This window comes from Parabacteroides sp. AF21-43 (assembly GCF_003635435.1).
GTDB classification, from domain to species: Bacteria; Bacteroidota; Bacteroidia; order Bacteroidales; family Tannerellaceae; genus Parabacteroides; species Parabacteroides distasonis.
Window position 1 is genome coordinate 306,173 of sequence record NZ_QTMG01000001.1, and the last position, 18,503, is coordinate 324,675.

The window sequence follows — 18,503 nt, forward strand, 5'->3', positions numbered from 1 at the left end:
TCGATAAATAACTTATTCAATTTTTGGGGCTGCAAGTAGCTTATCCAATTCAGGTTTGGAGATAAGCGTGTATTTGCCCTTCTTGACCTTTGGGATATTATGATATTTCGCATAATGATAGAGTTGGTCACGGGTAAGATTGAACTTCTCCATAGCTTCGGCTACCGTATAATACTGAGGTTCTTCGGGTACTTCCACTCCTTTGGCTATATCGACATGTTTCTTGGAATAATACACCATGATACCTTCTTTCTTCTTTGGAATGGCATTCTTAGAAACGAAAGTGTAGATAGCGGATAAGGTCATGCCGAATTTTTCCTGCATTTCTTGTGTACTATACCATTCATTGATGTCTGGACTCGGGGCTTTCTTGGCAAAGTAAGTGTCCATGTGCTTCTTGCTCCAGTAGGTCTTGCCACGATTGAAAGTGCGAGGAATGTTGTTCTTCTTGGCTACCGCAAATATCCATGATTCATTTACATGATATTTCTCTTTGACTTCGGCTGTGGTGTAGAAATCGGTGATAGGAATAGTGTCCTTCGGATGTCGTTGTTCATAAGGACGAGCTTCTACCATCCGGTCAATATCTTTTTTACGGATAAAAGACAACCTGCTACTGATGCGGAATGCTTGCAGCTTTCCGGCATATACCATTTTATATACGGCTTGTTTACTCAGCCCTAATAAAGTCGCAGCTTCTTTGAACGATAGATATTCTTTATCCTTGAAATCGGATATGGGTTGTTCACTGATGATCGTTTGGACTTTGGTTTCTACTTCTTGTATTCTCTTCTGCCGTACCGTTTCTTTGTATGCAAGATTATTGCACCGATGAGAACAGAAGCGTGTTGTTAGCTTTTGGGCATAAAATGTTGTGCCACACCACTCGCATACCTTTTTGATTTTCATTTTACTTGTTGCCATATTCGTTACTTTTTAGAGGTTTATTTCTCTTGTTATTTCTCCATTTTGTTCAACTATCGTCAATCATAGTCAACCACAGTCAACTTTCTCCACGACCTTTCCGACCTAAAATCGGAGAGTAACAAGCGAGTAACAAATACGGTACAAAAATGAGCTGAAAAAGCCCTATAAACGATAACCATCGCTTATAAGGCTAAAAAGAAAGGCGCTCAAAATGAACGCCTTAATAATCATTGATGATATATGCTAATCGCTGGTAATCACTACCTACTTACCGATGCAGCATACATAGCTGCTTGAATGATAGATTATTGCAAATTAATTGGTAGAAAAGTTGTTTTTGAGCCTCCTAGACTTGTTTTTAAGGCTGTATTACACTTTTTTCCCAATGAATCAGAACTATGAGGAAGTATTGCATCCTCAATGAAGTTCACCTGTTTCCTATCGGTTACAAAGGTACAAAATTTAGGGACGTTTTCGCCGATAATGTCAACTAAGTGCAAGATATTTTCACGGATATTGTATGCTGACCAAAAGAGAAATATTCAGTTGAAGCCTTTTTTCTTTTCTTCCCCTCTGTTTGACTTGACTTTATTGCCCGTGTATATAATAACGGTCATTAAAGTCAAGTTGAGAGTGGAGTTATATCTTTTTCTTTTGGCAAGCAAAAATTCTGTTATTGGAAATTTTCGAATAACTGAAAGTGTTAAGCCACAACATATCATATAATATGCAAACAGGCGTATTTTTGTTTACTATATGATATATTGAGGCTTTAAAGCGTATTGCTGATTAGCTTACGCATTTCACAAGACAAGGTACTTACCTGAATCAAAACCATTGGCGATATGTTCGTTTTCAAAAACATATCCCATTTGATTGCACACGACCTTCGTACCGTCTATTTCAGCATCAATATTGGTGTGGGAATGTCCGTAAATCCACGCATCAATGCGATTGTCAGCTATAAGCTGGTTCAAATCGGTAGCAAATGCACTATTCAACACTGAACCTTTATGGTAAGGTGCAACGACCTCCAATGTGGGAAGATGATGCGTTATTACCACAATGTGTTTGGCGGTGGTTTCCACCAGACTTTGTTTGATGAAATCCAAACAGAAGCTGTGCATCTGATTAAACTCCTCTGTTTGGAGCAATTTGCCATTATACATTATCTGCCGAAAGTCGTTCATGCCTTTCCACACAAAATACTCGTCAGGTGGAGGTATTTGAGACCACAAAGTGCTAATGATAAAGTCGGTGTCATCTATCCGCAGTACTTGATTCTGATAATATCCTACATTGTTCTTGAACAACCATTTCCATTGCAATCCCTTGTCCATCACATCACAATAATTGTAATACTCATGGTTTCCTGGCACAATGAGCACTTGCCGATAATTTGCAGATGCCCATTTCCAAAAATTGCTCAAAGGTGCAACCTTGTTTTTCAAATAGAATATATCTCCGGCAAGAACTAGAACATCACCCGTTACAGGCAATTCATTATGCTTCAACCACCTGCTGTTGTCACTGAACTCCAAATGCAGGTCGCTCATATATTGTATCTTCATAATCTTTTGTTTATTAATATTTTGTATAAATCAGTTCATAATTCTTTGAATTCGATTCATTGCCAATAATACCCTCCAAGAAAGAAAATTTATTATACAGGAATTGATAGTGTTCAAGTTCTTCTTCCTCAAAGTCTATGTTCTCATAGCAGTTGTCTATCTCCTTGTTGATTTTATCGTACAAATCGATGGTCGTTTTGGTTATTCGTACTTCCAATTTGGCAATATCTTCTTTATTCTTTGCAATAGCCTTTTTACAATGTTTGATTTCTTCTTTGTAAAAGCATAAAACCTCCTCAAGTAGGACATTTGTAAGCACACTTGGAGATGGACTATATGGAAGCACAGTCAATTCCCGGCTTGGGGTAGTAGAAAGATAAAACAATTTACACCTCAAGGGCTTTGCAACCTGTTTGTTATACTCATCTATTTCGCAAATGACTTCCATAAAATCTTCTTTAGAAAGACTTTGATATTCTTCATGAGACGGATACTCTTTGTTTTTCAACAAAGGCATTTCTTTGTGTCTTAAATAGACCGTTGTATATTCACTCATACCTAAACCTCCTTTTTTATTTCTTATGAAATTGCTCTACTTGTTTTTCAATCCTCCTTTTTACCTGTTCAAATGATACGGGTATAAAGTTGTTGTTATCAACTCCTACATCATATTGTGTTGGATAGAGATACTGAAGCCGAGCTGCGTCTATTCCAGTGTTATTCTTTCTTGTGTGAACATGTCCGAAAAGTTGCCACACATCTTTGTATCCTCCATCAAAGCATAGAAAGGGATAATGATTCAAATATATCCTCTGCTTACCGACCTCTATGTGCATCTGCATAGCCATATATTCAAATCTGGCAATGTAGCCTTGGCGTATATTCTTCAAATCATGGTTGCCCATAATCAGATATATCTTACCGTTCAACCTGTCAAGGATTTTAGTCCATTCGGCTGAACCGCCAAGACAGAAATCGCCCAAATGAAAAACGATATCATCCTGACCGACTGTATCATTCCAATTGGAGATTATAGTCTCATTCATCATTTCCACATCCTTAAACGGTCTGTTGCAGAAACGAATGATATTCCCATGATAAAAATGGGTGTCAGATGTAAAGAACACTTTGCTGCCATCAAATTTATAGTTCATTTCTTCTCGATTTATGTGCATCACTGCACGTTAATAATCTGGTTACCCACAGCCCATCAGACGGAAATGGCAGAAGAGCATCATAAAGGCGACTGTCACAAATGGGCATAAAAAACAATAGTTGGAAAGTTTGGTAAGGACTCTCCAACTATTCAGTTTCTATTCTCTCAAAGTACGATAATGTACTTGCTATGTTCGTTGGAAAGTGTTTGTTATACGAGGTTCAATGCGTGAAACATGAACACTCGACACAGATTCAGCGCGTTTATTACTCTGAATTGCGGTTGTTATAGATAATATGTTCATTTTGTTTCTTTGCGTTGTTATTCTTTATATTAGATTACAAAGGTACGATAAATTAGGCGAACCACAATGAATTTTGCCGTTAAAGTTGTAGCTTTTGAACTTATGCTAATCAGTTGGACGATAATATTCTGTGGCTGGCGAAAGAATATGGGATCAGAAATATCTCCCAAAAACGATAATTTAACTATCCGACTGGAAACGACCATAAAAGCGGCTATATGTGAATTATCCCAATATAGAGGGGCGGGAAAACCAACATGGCTGATAATCGGTCTATGTATCCATTCTGTCCCCGAAACACACTCTGTCTCATTTCAAATCAAATATAACAGACTATTTGCTTGGCGGTATCCACAAAATTGTTTATTTTTGCACATAAATGTAGATATGAATTCAATGGAAAAGAAAGAGTATAGGAATCGCATTCGGATCATTTTAGCCGAGAAGATGATTACAAATACCTATTTGGCAGAACAGCTTGGCGTGTCGAAAATGACAATAAGTCGCTGGTGTACCAATACTACACAGCCAAGTGCACCGCAATTAATTGAGATTTCACGGATATTGCAGTGTGATTTGAAGGATTTATATGAAGTAGTGGAGTAGTAAAAATGGCAACAGTAAAAAAAGATATTACAGAAGTTTCTGAAAAAATTACCGAAGTAAAGAAGATTGTTAAGAAGCGGGCTGAACAACTCAAAGAAAAAGAGCTGTTACAGACACCTATATCAGAAGGTGTCCCTTGGAAGGATTTGAAGTTTTCTCATCCTGGAAGGACAGTACGTATAGGGACTGTTTTTAGTGGAATAGGAGCCATAGAACATGCTTTCCAAAGACTTGGATTAAAACATCAAATAATGTTTGCAGGTGATATTGAACCGAAATGCAAACAAAGTTACTTCGCGAATTATAATATTAATGAAGAAGATTGGTTTGATGACATCCGTAATTTTGATGCAAGGAAGTATTTGCATCAAGTTGATTTTATCATAGGGGGAGCTCCGTGTCAAGCGTTTTCAATGGTTGGCCATAGATTGGGCTTTGAAGACGCGCGAGGTACTTTATTTTATGAATTTGCAAGAGTCGTAAAAGAAACTCAACCTAAAGTTTTTCTCTTTGAAAACGTAAGAGGGCTATTAAATCATGACAAAGGACGAACTTGGCAAATTATACATGACATCTTTGAAGAGTTGGGATATGATGTGAAATTTCATGTGCTGAATAGTTGTGATTATGGTATCCCTCAACATAGAGAGCGAGTGTATTGTCTTGGTTTTAGACAGAAAACTAAATTTGAATATCCTGCTCCAGTGTCTCTTGAATACAAAATGTATGATTTTTTGGAGGATTATATTGATACCAAATACTTTCTAAAAGAAAAAGGTGTCAAATTTGTGACCAGCCATAAGAATCGAGATAAAAGTTACACTCAGATCAATGGTGATATACAATTGTGCCAAAAGCGTAATCAACAATTCAATTGGCACGGTGACTTTGTTTTTCATCCGGATTCAGAATTGACACCAACAGATGAAGCGTTTGACGAGTTCGTTTTTGATGTAAAGGATGTAGAAGAAAAATATTATCTTTCAGATAAAGTTGCAAAATACGTGCTTGCTGGGGGGACAAAGAATTTTAAAACATCAACAAAAACAGATTTGGATATTGCTCGTCCTCTTTTGCAATCTATGCATAAAATGCACAGGGCTGGCGTTGATAATTACGTTACGCATAAGGGACGGATCCGAAAACTTACACCAAGGGAATGTTTGCGTTTGATGGGGTTTAAAGATTCCTTTAAAATAGTCGTTTCTGATACTGCTATGTACCAACAGGCAGGCAATAGTATTGTTGTAGATGTGTTAATCGCAATATTAAAGCAAATGGATATAACTCAATATGGAACAGATTTATAAAAACAAAATGCAAGCAGTTGGTTATGACCAGCATGTCTGTGACATTTTCCTAGATTGGGAAAATGTTAAGGATGAATTGTTAGTTCCTGAACGGAAAAGAGGAAGCGGAAACGGAACAATTCACGTTTTTTTAGGGGCGGCGGATGAAGAACTCCGTAAAGAGTTCCCTCAGTATTATGCTTCCGTGCAAAACGAGATAGATGCCACTAATGGGGCAATCGAAATAACGCACTATTTTTTAAAAAGTAATATCATAAGTATGCTGGGATATGTATGCCAATACAATCATGAACATCATTATGATATTGCTGCCCAAGTTGAAGAAATTTTAAATTTCATCGCGCAATCAACTGCTACAGAAGGAATGATTTCTACGAAATCATTATTCAAATTATCAACTGGAGCAACAAAATTGCGACCATATTTTAAACAATTCGAAAGTAATGGGGTGTTTGCTAAAATAATTAGGAAAATACTTCTTCCCAACTCTGCATATAAAATTTCGTTGTATAAGAACAACAATAATGAGTATGCTGCATTTTGGTTGATAGGTTTTGATAATATATCTGATTTTGAGGTGGATTCAAATATTGAATATTTAGCATCCTCAGATAATATAGAACCAACGTGCCGCCAAATTATTTATTATGGTGCTCCTGGTACAGGCAAATCCCATAAAATAAAGGCGCAACTTGAAGGTGTTTCTAAAGAAAACATATTCAGGATCACATTCCATCCGGACAGCGACTACTCTACCTTTGTCGGAGCATACAAACCGACAAGAGGGAAACGTCCTTTGTATGGTCTGTTCGGAAAAGATACAGTCAGGATGAAAGATGGAGAAGACTTGTTTGAGGATATGATAACCTACAAATTCATTCCTCAGTCATTCCTTAATGCCTATATCCGTGCGTATCAGACAGACGAGAATGTCTATCTGATAATAGAAGAAATCAATAGGGGTAATTGTGCCCAAATATTCGGCGACTTGTTCCAACTCCTTGACAGGGATGAAAACGGTATATCAGAATATACAATCAAGGCTGATGCTGATTTGAAATCTTTCTTAGAAGAGGAGCTTGGCGAAGACAATCCGGGCATAAAAGATGGAGAACTTTGTTTGCCATCAAATCTCTATATCTATGCAACCATGAATACTTCCGACCAATCTCTATTTCCGATAGACAGCGCATTCAAACGTCGTTGGGATTGGGAGTATGAACCTATCAAGTATAAAAATACTGATTGGAAAATTGTCATTGACAATACAGAATATTCATGGACTTCATTCCAAAGAAAAGTCAATGACAAAATCTTGAGTGCAACCAGTTCTGAAGATAAGATGTTGGGCGATTATTTCGTAAATCCATCAGATGGAGTAATTACTGATAAAATTTTATTGAACAAGATATTATTCTATCTGTGGAATGATGTCTGTAAGGATGGAGAGGGGGATATATTCAAAATTAGCGAAACGGAAGAAGTTTCGTTCTCTGAATTGTACGGTAATGGAGGCAAACCGAAACTTATTTCCATGATGGATTATCTCAACATTTTCAAATTCGATAACAACGAAGATGGTATTGATGATAGCGATGACACCGAAATAGAAGCTGGCAATATGGGGAAAGATATGACTCGGTATGCAATAAATGGTGTTGGTAAATATGCAAAGAAAAATTTAGCAGCTGAACTGGTAAAATTGTATATCACACAGAATCCCACTTTGTCCGCTTCAGAAGTAGTTGGAAACTGGAAGTCTTTAGGAAAATTTGTTTCTCATTTTATAGAGACGCAGGAAGAATATAATACTCGAACAGATAAAGAGCCAAGAGTTAGAGTCCTTATGTGCGGTAATGAGAGTATTTATGTTTCCACCAATGGATGGGGAGGACAAGGTATTATGGATAGTCTAATAAGTGCTATTCCTGAGAGTTGGAATCTGAAAGTAGAAAAACTACAATAATCTATCTATGCTGCTGTTTATTGAAGGATACCCATATAGTCTGAATGACATAGTCAAGGATAATCTGACGGTAAGAGACATACTCAAGGATGTCGTGTCTATTCCTGTAAAGGAGGACAAATATTCATTTGGGTATGTCGGGTATTGCTATAGCAAGGCAGCAAAAGATGTTGTATTCTTCCTGCCCAAAGTAGTATTGACTGGTGAGATAAACAAGGAGAGTGGGGATGATACGATATTCGGTGCTTCACCCCAGGAAATAATAGACTTTGAGTCCGATACGGTAAAAGCCAAATTTACTGAAGAAGGCTGTAAGGAATACAAGGAGTTTCTGTCCACTCTTTCGATTTGGATATACCGGACAATAAGTGTATATAGACAGACCCACAACGACAATATACTTGAAAGCAAGGAATATCTGTCCGAGAGTAGAGGCAAGAAACAGAAACACAATACACTGCTTGATGTAATAATAGCACTGAGAGATTTCAACAGAAACAATCAAGACTATTTTACATTCGTGGTCAAGAACGTTCATTCCGGTTATAACAAAATCAATTGGAACAAGACCATGGCTTTATCGCAAGCCATCATACAAAGTGGAAGTCCTGTTTACATCGAGCCTGTCAACAGGAAGAAAATGGTGAATTTTGACGAAGAGCTGCTTGTCATATATTTCTCCATTTTGAATTACATCCGAGAGACACATGGTTTCTCTTTTGAAATCAATATCCAGTATCTTCTTATCAGCTGCGAGAAGTTGAAGAAGTCCTATATAGGCAGGAATTTGGGATGCCGAAGACTAAAACAAATCAAGTATAAGTATTTCTCTGACAAGGCTCTCAGAATATGGGATTTGTGCTATGCATTCTTTGACAGGGAGTATAAGATTGCGATGAACAGGCAGGCGGAGGACTATCTGCTGGCGAAAGATTTCGAGCACATCTTTGAAGTCATGATTGACACTTTGGTAAGTGGCAATGACAAGCAAAATCTGCCGAAGGAACTTACCGAGCAAAGAGACGGAAAACTGGTTGACCATATGTTTATTGGGCAAGGCCTGATTGAACAATCTGACATGGTTTCCGAACTTACCTATTATATCGGAGATAGTAAGTATTACAAGCGTTCCAAGAATGACAAGACACAGCTCGGCGACAAATCAATATACAAACAATATACATACGCCAGAAATGTCATTCAGTGGAATATGAATTTATTTTTGGATGGTGACGGAAACGGAGAACATCCTCAGTTAAGAGATTCATTGACTGAAGGATATAATCCCATCCCCAATTTCTTTATCAGTGCCCGTATTCCCAATAAGAAGACAGGCAGCAGTAAATTCCTGTCCTTTGATGACAGAGAATTGAAAGTACAGGAGGGTGGAGTGCAACTTAACCGCCAGTTTGAGAACCGTTTGTTTGACAGGGATACACTGTTGCTGTGTCACTATGATGTAAACTTCCTGTACATTGTATCGTTGTATGGTCGCAACAATAAGAGTGCGCAAGCGGCATGGCGAGAATATGTCCGAAAAGAATTCAGGAATAAGATTCAAGGCACTCTCAACCAACTGTATACTTTTCGTGTCATCCAGCCACGTAAAGGAATGGATTGCTATCAGTTCTTGAAAGAAAACTTCAGTCAGCTAAACGGAAAGCTTTATCGTTCTATGTCGAATAAGAACTACTTGGTTCTTGCTTTGATGAAAGATGATGAAGAAAGCAAGGGACTTTGGAAACGGCTAAAGGTTAGGGATGCTGTTATAAAAGATGAAATTGCAGAGAATGAATCTATAATACAAAACATGCAACCCCATTTCTATGTGAGTGAAGCATTTGAACTTACTACGGAATTGCAGATAGAAGATATTCCTAATGTAGGCACATTGGAACAATTGCCACAGCAATCAAAGAAATCTGGAGTATTGATGGTAATGATGGAAAATTATGAAATGAAAAGTTCCAAGTTCCTTCCTACCGGGAAGATTGCTATTGGTATCAAATATACAAGAGACAGTATAGAAATTGTAGAAAATCTTCAATCTATAGGATATGTACTATTCCACACGCGTAAGGATATGGGTCAGCATCTGTTTCCAGCAACGAATATCCGTCTTGTAAAATCTGCAGAGGAAGTGCCTACAAATATCTACAAAAATGTCTCTACTACAGAGATATACGTCTTAGTTGCTTTTGATAATTTAAGCGAGTTGGATACTTCATCTATCCATTCAGTGAATAAAGCATATACTCCAACAACAAGGTATGATGCTCAATATACGGAAATAAATGAAATTTTAACTATCAAATAACATAGATATGGTAATTAGGCAAATACAAGTTAAGAACTTTCGTTTGTTGAAAGAGTTCACGATGGAAATGGAGAATGAGCTTTCTCTTGTCATAGGGAAAAACAATGTCGGGAAGACCTCGTTACTTGTGATACTTGACAAATTCTTGAATCAAGGAGACCGCAAAGGATTTCAATACAATGACTTCAATTTGGATTTTCGTTGCCAATTGAAAGATTTGATAGAAAAGGAGGTAGTTGATGATACAAAATATAAAGAGATTGGTATTCAGTTAAGGCTTTTAATTGAGTATGATGACCATGATGATTTGGAATATATTAGTCCAATCCTTATGGACTTGGATGCTGACAATAATTTCTTGGGATTGGGCTTTGATTACATCCTCACTTATGACATGTATGTCAATTTGAAGAATGCCTACCAGAAGTTTGTTGAACACGAAAAGAGTAAAGAAGAGAAATCACGTGAGAATGGAGGAGAATATACAGCAAAAACTCTTGATGATTTTTTGAATTCAAAACAATCAAACTATTTTGTAACTATTCGTAAATCTATTTTGATAAACAAAACAGACGGAACCTTTATAGAGGAACAATATATTAATTTGAAAGATGCTACTAACTTTAGGTTATGTGATGTCATCAATTTCCAATATATCAATGCTAAAAGAAATGTTGATAACAAGGATGTAGATAAAACTTTGTCATCTCAGACTTCCGAATTATATAAAATTCAAGAAGCGGCAGATGAACAACAGGATGCCATTGAAAAGTTTCAAGATAGTTTAAAAGATACTGATAAGGTCCTATCTTCTATTTATGACAATATGTTTTCAGATATAGTTGATAAAGTCAGAAGATTCGGAGGCATGTCAAAAAACGAAACGGTCATTAAGGTTGTATCATCTTTACAACATCGAGAGATGTTGAAAGGAAATACTACAGTGGTTTATCAACAGGAAGACAAAGAACTTCCAGAAAACTATAATGGACTTGGGTATATGAACCTTATTTCGATGATTTTTGATATTGATTTGATAATAAAGAGAATGCAAAGAAATAAGGAACGAAAGCCTGCGGATATCAATCTATTGTTTATAGAGGAGCCGGAAGCACATACACATCCACAAATGCAATATGTATTTATTAAGAATATCAAAAATCTTTTGCTTCAAGGAATACAACACAAAAATGGCATAAAGCGAAAGCTACAATACATCATAAGTTCTCATTCTTCTCATATCGTATCTGATTGTGATTTCGATGATATTAAGTATTTGACACACCCTATTTGCGATGGAAGTGTTGAAAGAAATGCAGTCATAGCAAAAAACTTAAAAGTGCTTCAAAATGAATACGACGATGACCATAAACACTATTTTGCCTTTCTAAAACAATATCTGACGCTGAATAGGAGTGAATTATTCTTTGCGGATAAGGCGATCTTTATTGAAGGCGATACGGAAAGAATGCTACTTCCTGCTATGATGAAAAAAATAGACCAAGAATGCGAGTTGGAAGGTAATGAAGAATTTCTCATGTCGCAGAACATTTCTATTGTCGAAGTTGGAGCATATTCTCATATATTTGAGAAATTCTTGAGATTTATTGGATTGAGAAAATGTCTAGTTATAACAGATATTGACTGTTGCAAGCCTGTGACAAAAAGAGACAAGAACGGAAAAGAAAGGAAATATATTGAAAAAACGAAATATGATGCAACGGATGACTCGCTAGTTACTTCTAATGCGTCTATCAAATACTTTTTGAATAACACTCAAAAAGTCAAGGATATTCTTGCAATGCACCCCGCCATTCTATCATGGAACTTTGAGAATAAAAAGTGGGAAACAGATGAAAAAGGATATTTAAGACTTGCATTCCAATATGGTAAGAAAACATATCAACCACGTAGTTTTGAAGATGCCTTCTTTAGTGAAAACGAAAAGTTCATTACTGAAAATACCTTTTCTTCACTACAATCAAATAGCTTAGAGCAATTTAAAAGCGATAAAGATGCTTATGAATTAGCAAACAATGGCGTGAGTGGAAAGTCATCCCTTGCTATTGAAATATTGCTCAACAGCAAAAAGGAAGGTGCTTGCGATTTTTCAAATTGGAAGATTCCTACATATATAAAAGAAGGACTATTATGGCTAAGGAAAAATTAAAAGATGAATTACAAAATATAACTGAGCAAATAACTAAAGGTCATCACTTCTTATTAAGTGGTGGTGCAGGTAGTGGTAAGACTTATACACTTGTGCAAGTTGTCAAGTGGATTATTGAACATTATCCATCATCGCAAGTGGCCTGTATTACATATACAAATGCGGCCGTTAAAGAAATAGCTGAACGGGTGAATCATGATAATCTCGTAGTTTCTACAATACATGACTTCCTTTGGGATAATATTAAAAATTATCAAAAAGAATTATCCAAAACCGTTATTAGACTACTGAATATGCCAGATTCCGGATTGCATATTTCTGGTCTAAATGAAGTCCCGGTGGATTATTTTTGTAATAGAGATAAACCTGTCACCATAAGTTACCAAGAGCATACCAATCTTAAGGAAGGAATTTTGTCTCATGATGAAGTGATAGCTGTTGCCTATGAAATGTTTAAAGGATACAAGAAACTATGTGATATTTTAAAGAGTCGCTATCCTTTTATTTTGATTGATGAATATCAGGATACATTTCCTATGGTAGTTGAGATTATGCTCGATTTTTTGAAGCGGTCCGACAAAAAGAGTATCATCGGTTTCTTTGGAGATGCTATGCAGTGTATTTATGATAAAGGTGTTGGCGATTTGAATAAATATAAGTATGATGGTACGAATGGAGATGTGTATGAAGTTCAGAAGCGTCAGAACAGACGAAATCCTTCATCAGTTATTGATTTGGCTAATAAAATTCGCACAGATGGGTTGGTACAAAAACCTTCTAATGATGATAAGGCGCCAAATATGGAAAACGGTCATGTTAAGAGTGGTGAGATTTTGTTTGTATTTTCACAGCAAGAAGGAAACATGTTGCCAAATGTGAAATTATATCTTGCTCAACAAAAAGGTTGGAATTTCCATGATGCAAAAGTAACCAAAGAGCTGAATTTGACTCATAACCTCATTGCTGGAAAAGCCGGTTTTGCAACTTTAATTGAAATATATAATGGAGATCCAATTCTTGCGTATGTGAAAAACAAAGTTAAGCCATGTGTGGAAGCTCATTTTACAGAGGATGAAATGGAGGGGAAAACATTGGCTGACATTTTGAATGATCTGCAAGCCAAAGGAATTGAATCAAATAAATACGAACCGACTAAAACTCAAAAAAGTTTTATCACAAGCCATGCTCTCTTATACGAAAGGGCAAAGAAGTATAAATTTGAGAGTTTAATACATACTTATGTAGATAAGTCACAATTGGTTGATGACAAGAAACAGAGTGAAGATGAAGAGAGCAAGACGGGGTCGAAACGTTCTCCCTTAGTAAAACATCTTTGCAAGATAGAACAAGCTATTAGGCTGTTTAAAGAAGGTAATATCTCTGAATTTCTCAAAGTAACAGGATATACGCAAAGTCGTTATTCTGGTGACGATAGAAAAATAAAGAGTAAAGCAGACAAGATAAAATTAAATGAGTCTATTAATAAGCTACAGAATGCGGATAATAAGACTATAAAGGATATGATAGAACTAGCAGACAAAGAGAATATTTGTTTGATTGATGACAAGGTCGATAATTATAAAGAGCGTTACCCTTATATTTACGACAGAATGATGGAGGTTTCATATAGCGAATTTGTAAACTTGTATGATTATCTTGAAGGACAAACACCATTCTCCACTCAGCATAAAACAAAAGGGGCAGAATTTGATAATGTTCTTGTTATTCTTGATAATGGAAGGTGGAACAACTACAATTTTGAAAAATTGTTCACTGCTTCTATTGATGAACTCCAGGAATCTGTAGTGCAACGTACTAGGAAAATTTTCTATGTGTGTTGTACTAGAACAAAGGAGAAATTGGCTGTCTATTATCATAAGCCAACTGCTGCAGTTTTAGCTAAAGCACGAGAATTGTTTGGAATCCCTAATGTGATGGAAATCCCCAAGTATTAAATATACATTAGGAACAATAGTAGGATATAATGGTTTCATTTAAAGATGGACAAACTGACCAGAGAACAGCGTCATCGTTGCATGTCTGCAATAAAGGGCAAGAACACAAAGCCGGAATTATTGGTGAGAAAGTTCTTGTTCAGCCGTGGTTTTCGATATAGACTAAATCACCCAAGGTTTCCCGGACATCCTGATTTGGTTTTGCGCAAATACAGAACTGTTATTTTCGTAAACGGCTGTTTTTGGCATGGTCACGAAGGATGCAAATATTATGTTCTTCCGAAAACAAATGTCGAATTTTGGCAGAATAAGATTGAACGCAATCGGAGCAGGGATATAGAGGAACGGCAGCAGTTAACTTCAATGGGATGGCATTGCCTTACCGTTTGGGAATGTCAGTTGAAACCAAAAGTTCGCCAACAGACTTTAGCAGCTTTGGAATACACGCTTTGCCATATCTATCTTGAGGATAGAAGAATCAAATCATACGAGACGACTGAAGAAGAATATGACATGGTGGCAGAACCCGTTGAAAGTTATAGCAAATCGAAATGAGTAATCGTAAAGATGATAATTTAAATTATGGCAAAGAATATAGAAATACGAAATAGTACAGCTGAGTTTCTCATCTTTATGCTTAAAGGCGAAGAGGATGGGATTCAGGTGATGTATAAGAATGAGACCATTTGGGCAACACAAAAGGCTATATCGCAGCTTTTTGATGTGGGAGTACCTGCAATCAGCAAGCATCTTAAAAACATCTTTGAGAGTGGAGAGTTGGTTGAAAATTCAGTTATTTCCAAAATGGAAACAACTGCTTCGGATGGGAAAAACTATAACACGACCTATTATAATCTCGATGCCATTATTAGTGTCGGATATAGAGTCAATTCAGTTCGTGCCACTCAGTTCCGGCAGTGGTGTACGTTTATCCTCCGGCAGTTTGCCATCCGTGGATATGTGCTTGACCATAAGCGAATGGAGAACGGGGCTTTCTTAGGTGTGGATTACTTTGAGCATTTGCTTGCCGAAATAAGGGAGATAAGGCTGAGTGAGCGTCGTTTTTATCAGAAACTCACGGATATCTATGCTACGGCAATAGACTATAACAAGGACGCTCCGACAACTCGTCTATTTTTCAAGAAGGTGCAGAACAAAATACACTATGCCGTACATGGGCATACCGCTGCGGAGTTGATTGTAGAACGAGCTAACGCAGATAAAGAGCACATGGGATTGACCACTTGGGAAAACGCTCCGAATGGAAAAATTGTCAAAACCGATGTGTCTGTTGCAAAGAACTATTTGCGAGAAAAAGAATTGGAAGAAATGGGCAGAATAGTCAATGCTTCGCTTGATATGGCAGAGAGTATGGCTATGCGTCATATACCAATGACAATGGAAGATTGGGCAAATCGAATAGACAAATTCATTAATCTATTTGATAGCCCGATATTGCAGGATAGTGGAAAGGTTTCTGCTGAATATGCTAAGGAGTTTGCTGAATCTGAGTTTGAAAAGTACAGGATCATTCAAGACCGTATTTTCCAATCTGATTTTGATAGATTTGAGGATAATAGTCTTCCTCCATTGGATATGGAATGATTATGATGCCATTTTGAGGTTGGCTAAATCAATCTTGGGCGTATGGCAGATTCATTTCGGTTAATTGGAAATCATTCGGAATAGTCCTGTATTAGTCATCAGGTGTCTGCATTTTATGAAGGCCAACAGCCACAAATCTTTTGTGGAAATTGAAGCACTACTGAAATGCGCTTATTCGTGCCAGCTATCAAACAGAGGCAAGCCCATCCAAAACATGATTGCGTGGAGAGTTAAGGTATTCTATAATCGCAATAAAGCCATATCCTGCTTGTCTGGGATTGGCAACTTCTCACGAGCGATTTATCGTTTGGGGTATTGAGTTACCCTAACTCAATAGAGGTCGTATAATGGGCAAGCCCAGGGCGCAATTAAGTGTGCAAATTTCGCTTTTTGTCGAGAAAGACGATAGAGGCTGGCGAAAAGAAAAAGTGCTTAAATAACGCTATTTTTCATCCAATCAGCTTGCTGGAAAATTGGCATTCTCAAACGGCCGATTGGTCGCTTGGGGTATTAGGCTCCCCATACAAGATAATGTCTGTACAACGGGCAAGCCCGTGGCTTAAAAAAGACGTGCTTTGAAGTAAAATGTTTGATATTTATGGCTTTGATTGACTGTCAAAGACGATTTAGAGAGAATAATTGTCGTATAAATGTGTATTTATATGGCAACTTAAATGGCATTAATGTCACATTTGGTGTTACAGTAGTGCCGATTCAGAATTTCTAAATTGTATCAGAGCATTTGGCCAACAGAGAAAGTGAGGAAAAGGCCGAAATTAGTTTGGCATTTGGCATATCGTTTTGCCAGTACTCGAATATGAATTGTTCCAGCAGGTTTGCTGAAATATAACAGAGGCTCATATTGAAAAACAGCGAAAATAGAAATTATTGACAAAGTAAAGTGTCATTTTATATGCCAATACAAAGATTGCTATTTTGTCATAACCTTAATTGTACAGGCGTCAAAATCTACAAATGGCAGAAGAGGAACAATCTTTCCATATTGATTGCCACAACCTATTCCAAAGGAATGATCCACAAGGGCGTTGGTAAATAAAATGGCAACGACCAGTTTCGAGAATTATCATGAAACCAGTCGTTGCGCTTAAACTTTGATTTATATACGAATAGACACTTTTAGAATAAAGTCAAGTGGAGCGTCAATAGTGGTAATCCGGCATGAACCGATAAATGCCACGGCTTTCCTGAACCACCATCCGTTTGTTCGTGAGAAACTTTATTAGCTCCACAATCTTGTTGTGATTCAATTTCGTTCCTGCCAGTTCGTAGGCAGTAGTCAGTTCTTCTTCCAAAACCTTATATCCAAAAATAGTTTCTTTTCCGTCAAAAGCCAGTTCGAGAGCCTTGCGATGGATGGATTCGTGAATGTTCTTATAAGGGGAGAATGGTTCCTGCTTGGGACGACCTGCGCTCTTCTTTGTCGGCACATAGTCCGGCAGAAGTTCGGGAAGTGATTGGTCATTGATGCAAAAAGCGAATGGCAGGAAGTCTTTGGAACGTGTATGCACACTTTCCACTTTGCTGATGTTGCTGTTGTCTTTGTCTTTCTCGATTTGAATGACCGTTTCCGCTTTGTTGTTGATTTCCGTGCCAATGTGCCCTCGTGCATTTTCATCACTTTTGTTCTGATGAAGAATGGTGTGAAGATGAATCTGGTATTCGTCAGTCCATTGCATAAGTTTGGATATTACGCAGGTGGCTTCACTTGGTGAATTGATGTCATAAACCAAGTCGCGGATTCCGTCAATCACGACAAAGCCGAGCCCCTCAATCTGACTGATGGCATCGTCTATAATGGCCAAACGCTCCTTCGGATTGAACTTGCGTAAAGCGAGAAAATAGAAACGGTCACAATCCTGATTGGCAGGCAACTCTGCCAGTTTCATGATGCGATGCATCACAATCATACAGTGGTTTTGACTCTGTTCTGTGTCAATGTAAAGGAGGCGGTTCTTTCCATCGGGAAAATCCGTTGTGTAGTTAAGGACTTCCTTTCCGGACAAAGCTGCTGCCACCATTGCCGATACATTAAAAGTCTTTTTACTTTTTGCCTTGCCAATGGATGCACTGAAATTTCCCAATGTCCCGATAGCCACTCCGCCTATTTTCAGAACTTCCGGCTCCTGTTCGTACACCTTTTCCAAACTGAGCATGGTGTCTTGCCATTTTGTGGCGACCTGAGCGAGATCTTGATTGGGTGCTATCGTTTCCATACTCACCAGTTTTTAGGATTGGCTTTGCGCCGTGTAGCTGCAAGCATTCGGGCGTGTTCTTCCTCTATGCTTATAGGCGTGTCTCCTTTTCGTCCGCTTTCCAACCATTTGTCCAATTCATCACGATAGACAAATAGGTGCTTGCCTTGTTTAATGATTGGAATACCTCCATGTTTGGCTTTGTAATAAAAGGATGATTTCGAGATACCTAGATACTCGCAGACTTCATCAACAGTCATTGGAACATGGGTATCCTTTTTTACCTCGTTATGCTGCTGATGAAGTTTTTCTGTCAGCAGATTTTCCATACTTGAGATTCTCTCGCAGAGTTCACCTACCACTTCCGGTAGGTCATTGAATGTTAATTTGTTTCTTTGCATAA

At 37.5% G+C, this 18,503-nt stretch carries 14 protein-coding genes; 8 read left to right on the forward strand and 6 right to left on the reverse strand.

Annotated features, from left to right (window positions below):
* Positions 1-12: 12 nt before the first annotated feature.
* The 4 genes from DWX84_RS01385 to DWX84_RS01405 form a co-directional block, all read right to left on the reverse strand.
* On the reverse strand, positions 13-924 hold the full coding sequence (locus DWX84_RS01385) for a helix-turn-helix domain-containing protein (RefSeq protein WP_005859021.1): 912 nt from the start codon (positions 922-924) through the stop codon (positions 13-15).
* An 806-nt stretch (positions 925-1,730) separates the two neighbouring features.
* Positions 1,731-2,498 carry a metallophosphoesterase gene (locus DWX84_RS01395; RefSeq protein WP_122377384.1) on the reverse strand — a complete coding sequence of 256 codons (768 nt, stop codon included), beginning with the start codon at positions 2,496-2,498 and terminating at the stop codon, positions 1,731-1,733.
* 13 nt (positions 2,499-2,511) lie between these two features.
* Complete coding sequence (locus DWX84_RS01400; RefSeq protein ID WP_122377385.1) at positions 2,512-3,054, reverse strand: hypothetical protein; 543 nt, start codon at positions 3,052-3,054, stop codon at positions 2,512-2,514.
* Positions 3,055-3,070: 16 nt separating this feature from the next.
* Positions 3,071-3,652 carry a metallophosphoesterase gene (locus DWX84_RS01405; protein ID WP_122377386.1) on the reverse strand — a complete coding sequence of 194 codons (582 nt, stop codon included), beginning with the start codon at positions 3,650-3,652 and terminating at the stop codon, positions 3,071-3,073.
* Positions 3,653-4,354: 702 nt separating this feature from the next.
* Between DWX84_RS01405 and DWX84_RS01410 the strand changes: the two genes are divergently transcribed.
* The 8 genes from DWX84_RS01410 to DWX84_RS01445 are packed head-to-tail and all read left to right on the forward strand — an operon-like array spanning position 4,355 to position 15,887.
* Positions 4,355-4,564 carry a helix-turn-helix transcriptional regulator gene (locus tag DWX84_RS01410; RefSeq protein WP_122377396.1) on the forward strand — a complete coding sequence of 70 codons (210 nt, stop codon included), beginning with the start codon at positions 4,355-4,357 and terminating at the stop codon, positions 4,562-4,564.
* 5 nt (positions 4,565-4,569) lie between these two features.
* Positions 4,570-5,874 carry a DNA cytosine methyltransferase gene (locus tag DWX84_RS01415; protein WP_122377387.1) on the forward strand — a complete coding sequence of 435 codons (1,305 nt, stop codon included), beginning with the start codon at positions 4,570-4,572 and terminating at the stop codon, positions 5,872-5,874.
* Positions 5,858-7,840 carry an McrB family protein gene (locus DWX84_RS01420; RefSeq protein ID WP_233573901.1) on the forward strand — a complete coding sequence of 661 codons (1,983 nt, stop codon included), beginning with the start codon at positions 5,858-5,860 and terminating at the stop codon, positions 7,838-7,840. The genes DWX84_RS01415 and DWX84_RS01420 overlap by 17 nt, the downstream gene beginning before the upstream one ends.
* Positions 7,841-7,847: 7 nt before the next feature.
* Positions 7,848-10,157 (forward strand): LlaJI family restriction endonuclease, encoded by a 2,310-nt coding sequence (locus DWX84_RS01425; RefSeq protein ID WP_233573902.1) that lies wholly within the window; start codon positions 7,848-7,850, stop codon positions 10,155-10,157.
* Between the two features lie 7 nt (positions 10,158-10,164).
* Entirely contained in the window at positions 10,165-12,327 is a 2,163-nt protein-coding gene (locus DWX84_RS01430; protein ID WP_122377388.1) for an ATP-dependent endonuclease, read from the forward strand.
* On the forward strand, positions 12,309-14,282 hold the full coding sequence (locus tag DWX84_RS01435) for a UvrD-helicase domain-containing protein (protein WP_122377389.1): 1,974 nt from the start codon (positions 12,309-12,311) through the stop codon (positions 14,280-14,282). Before DWX84_RS01430 ends, DWX84_RS01435 begins: the two co-directional genes overlap by 19 nt.
* 45 nt (positions 14,283-14,327) lie before the next feature.
* Positions 14,328-14,837 carry a very short patch repair endonuclease gene (locus tag DWX84_RS01440; RefSeq protein ID WP_122377390.1) on the forward strand — a complete coding sequence of 170 codons (510 nt, stop codon included), beginning with the start codon at positions 14,328-14,330 and terminating at the stop codon, positions 14,835-14,837.
* Positions 14,838-14,864: 27 nt separating this feature from the next.
* Positions 14,865-15,887 (forward strand): virulence RhuM family protein, encoded by a 1,023-nt coding sequence (locus DWX84_RS01445; protein WP_122377391.1) that lies wholly within the window; start codon positions 14,865-14,867, stop codon positions 15,885-15,887.
* Between the two features lie 1,160 nt (positions 15,888-17,047).
* Here the strand turns inward: DWX84_RS01445 and DWX84_RS01455 are convergent.
* Together DWX84_RS01455 and DWX84_RS01460 are read right to left on the reverse strand one after the other, a co-directional pair.
* The gene (locus tag DWX84_RS01455) at positions 17,048-18,121 is read right to left on the reverse strand and encodes an AAA family ATPase (protein WP_122377392.1); all 1,074 of its coding nucleotides are present in this window, start codon (positions 18,119-18,121) and stop codon (positions 17,048-17,050) included.
* Between the two features lie 2 nt (positions 18,122-18,123).
* Positions 18,124-18,501: a helix-turn-helix domain-containing protein gene (locus DWX84_RS01460; protein WP_008773567.1), complete on the reverse strand. Its 378-nt coding sequence runs from the start codon at positions 18,499-18,501 to the stop codon at positions 18,124-18,126.
* Positions 18,502-18,503 lie beyond the last annotated feature (2 nt).

Coding starts and splice junctions, on each gene's coding strand:
- DWX84_RS01425 (WP_233573902.1), top strand. CDS start 7,848: ATGCTGCTGTTTATTGAAGGATACCCATATAGTCTGAATGACATAGTC.
- DWX84_RS01415 (WP_122377387.1), top strand. CDS start 4,570: ATGGCAACAGTAAAAAAAGATATTACAGAAGTTTCTGAAAAAATTACC.
- DWX84_RS01445 (WP_122377391.1), top strand. CDS start 14,865: ATGGCAAAGAATATAGAAATACGAAATAGTACAGCTGAGTTTCTCATC.
- DWX84_RS01440 (WP_122377390.1), top strand. CDS start 14,328: ATGGACAAACTGACCAGAGAACAGCGTCATCGTTGCATGTCTGCAATA.
- DWX84_RS01410 (WP_122377396.1), top strand. CDS start 4,355: ATGGAAAAGAAAGAGTATAGGAATCGCATTCGGATCATTTTAGCCGAG.
- DWX84_RS01395 (WP_122377384.1), bottom strand. CDS start 2,498: ATGAAGATACAATATATGAGCGACCTGCATTTGGAGTTCAGTGACAAC.
- DWX84_RS01405 (WP_122377386.1), bottom strand. CDS start 3,652: ATGAACTATAAATTTGATGGCAGCAAAGTGTTCTTTACATCTGACACC.
- DWX84_RS01430 (WP_122377388.1), top strand. CDS start 10,165: ATGGTAATTAGGCAAATACAAGTTAAGAACTTTCGTTTGTTGAAAGAG.
- DWX84_RS01385 (WP_005859021.1), bottom strand. CDS start 924: ATGGCAACAAGTAAAATGAAAATCAAAAAGGTATGCGAGTGGTGTGGC.
- DWX84_RS01455 (WP_122377392.1), bottom strand. CDS start 18,121: ATGGAAACGATAGCACCCAATCAAGATCTCGCTCAGGTCGCCACAAAA.
- DWX84_RS01460 (WP_008773567.1), bottom strand. CDS start 18,501: ATGCAAAGAAACAAATTAACATTCAATGACCTACCGGAAGTGGTAGGT.
- DWX84_RS01435 (WP_122377389.1), top strand. CDS start 12,309: ATGGCTAAGGAAAAATTAAAAGATGAATTACAAAATATAACTGAGCAA.
- DWX84_RS01420 (WP_233573901.1), top strand. CDS start 5,858: ATGGAACAGATTTATAAAAACAAAATGCAAGCAGTTGGTTATGACCAG.
- DWX84_RS01400 (WP_122377385.1), bottom strand. CDS start 3,054: ATGAGTGAATATACAACGGTCTATTTAAGACACAAAGAAATGCCTTTG.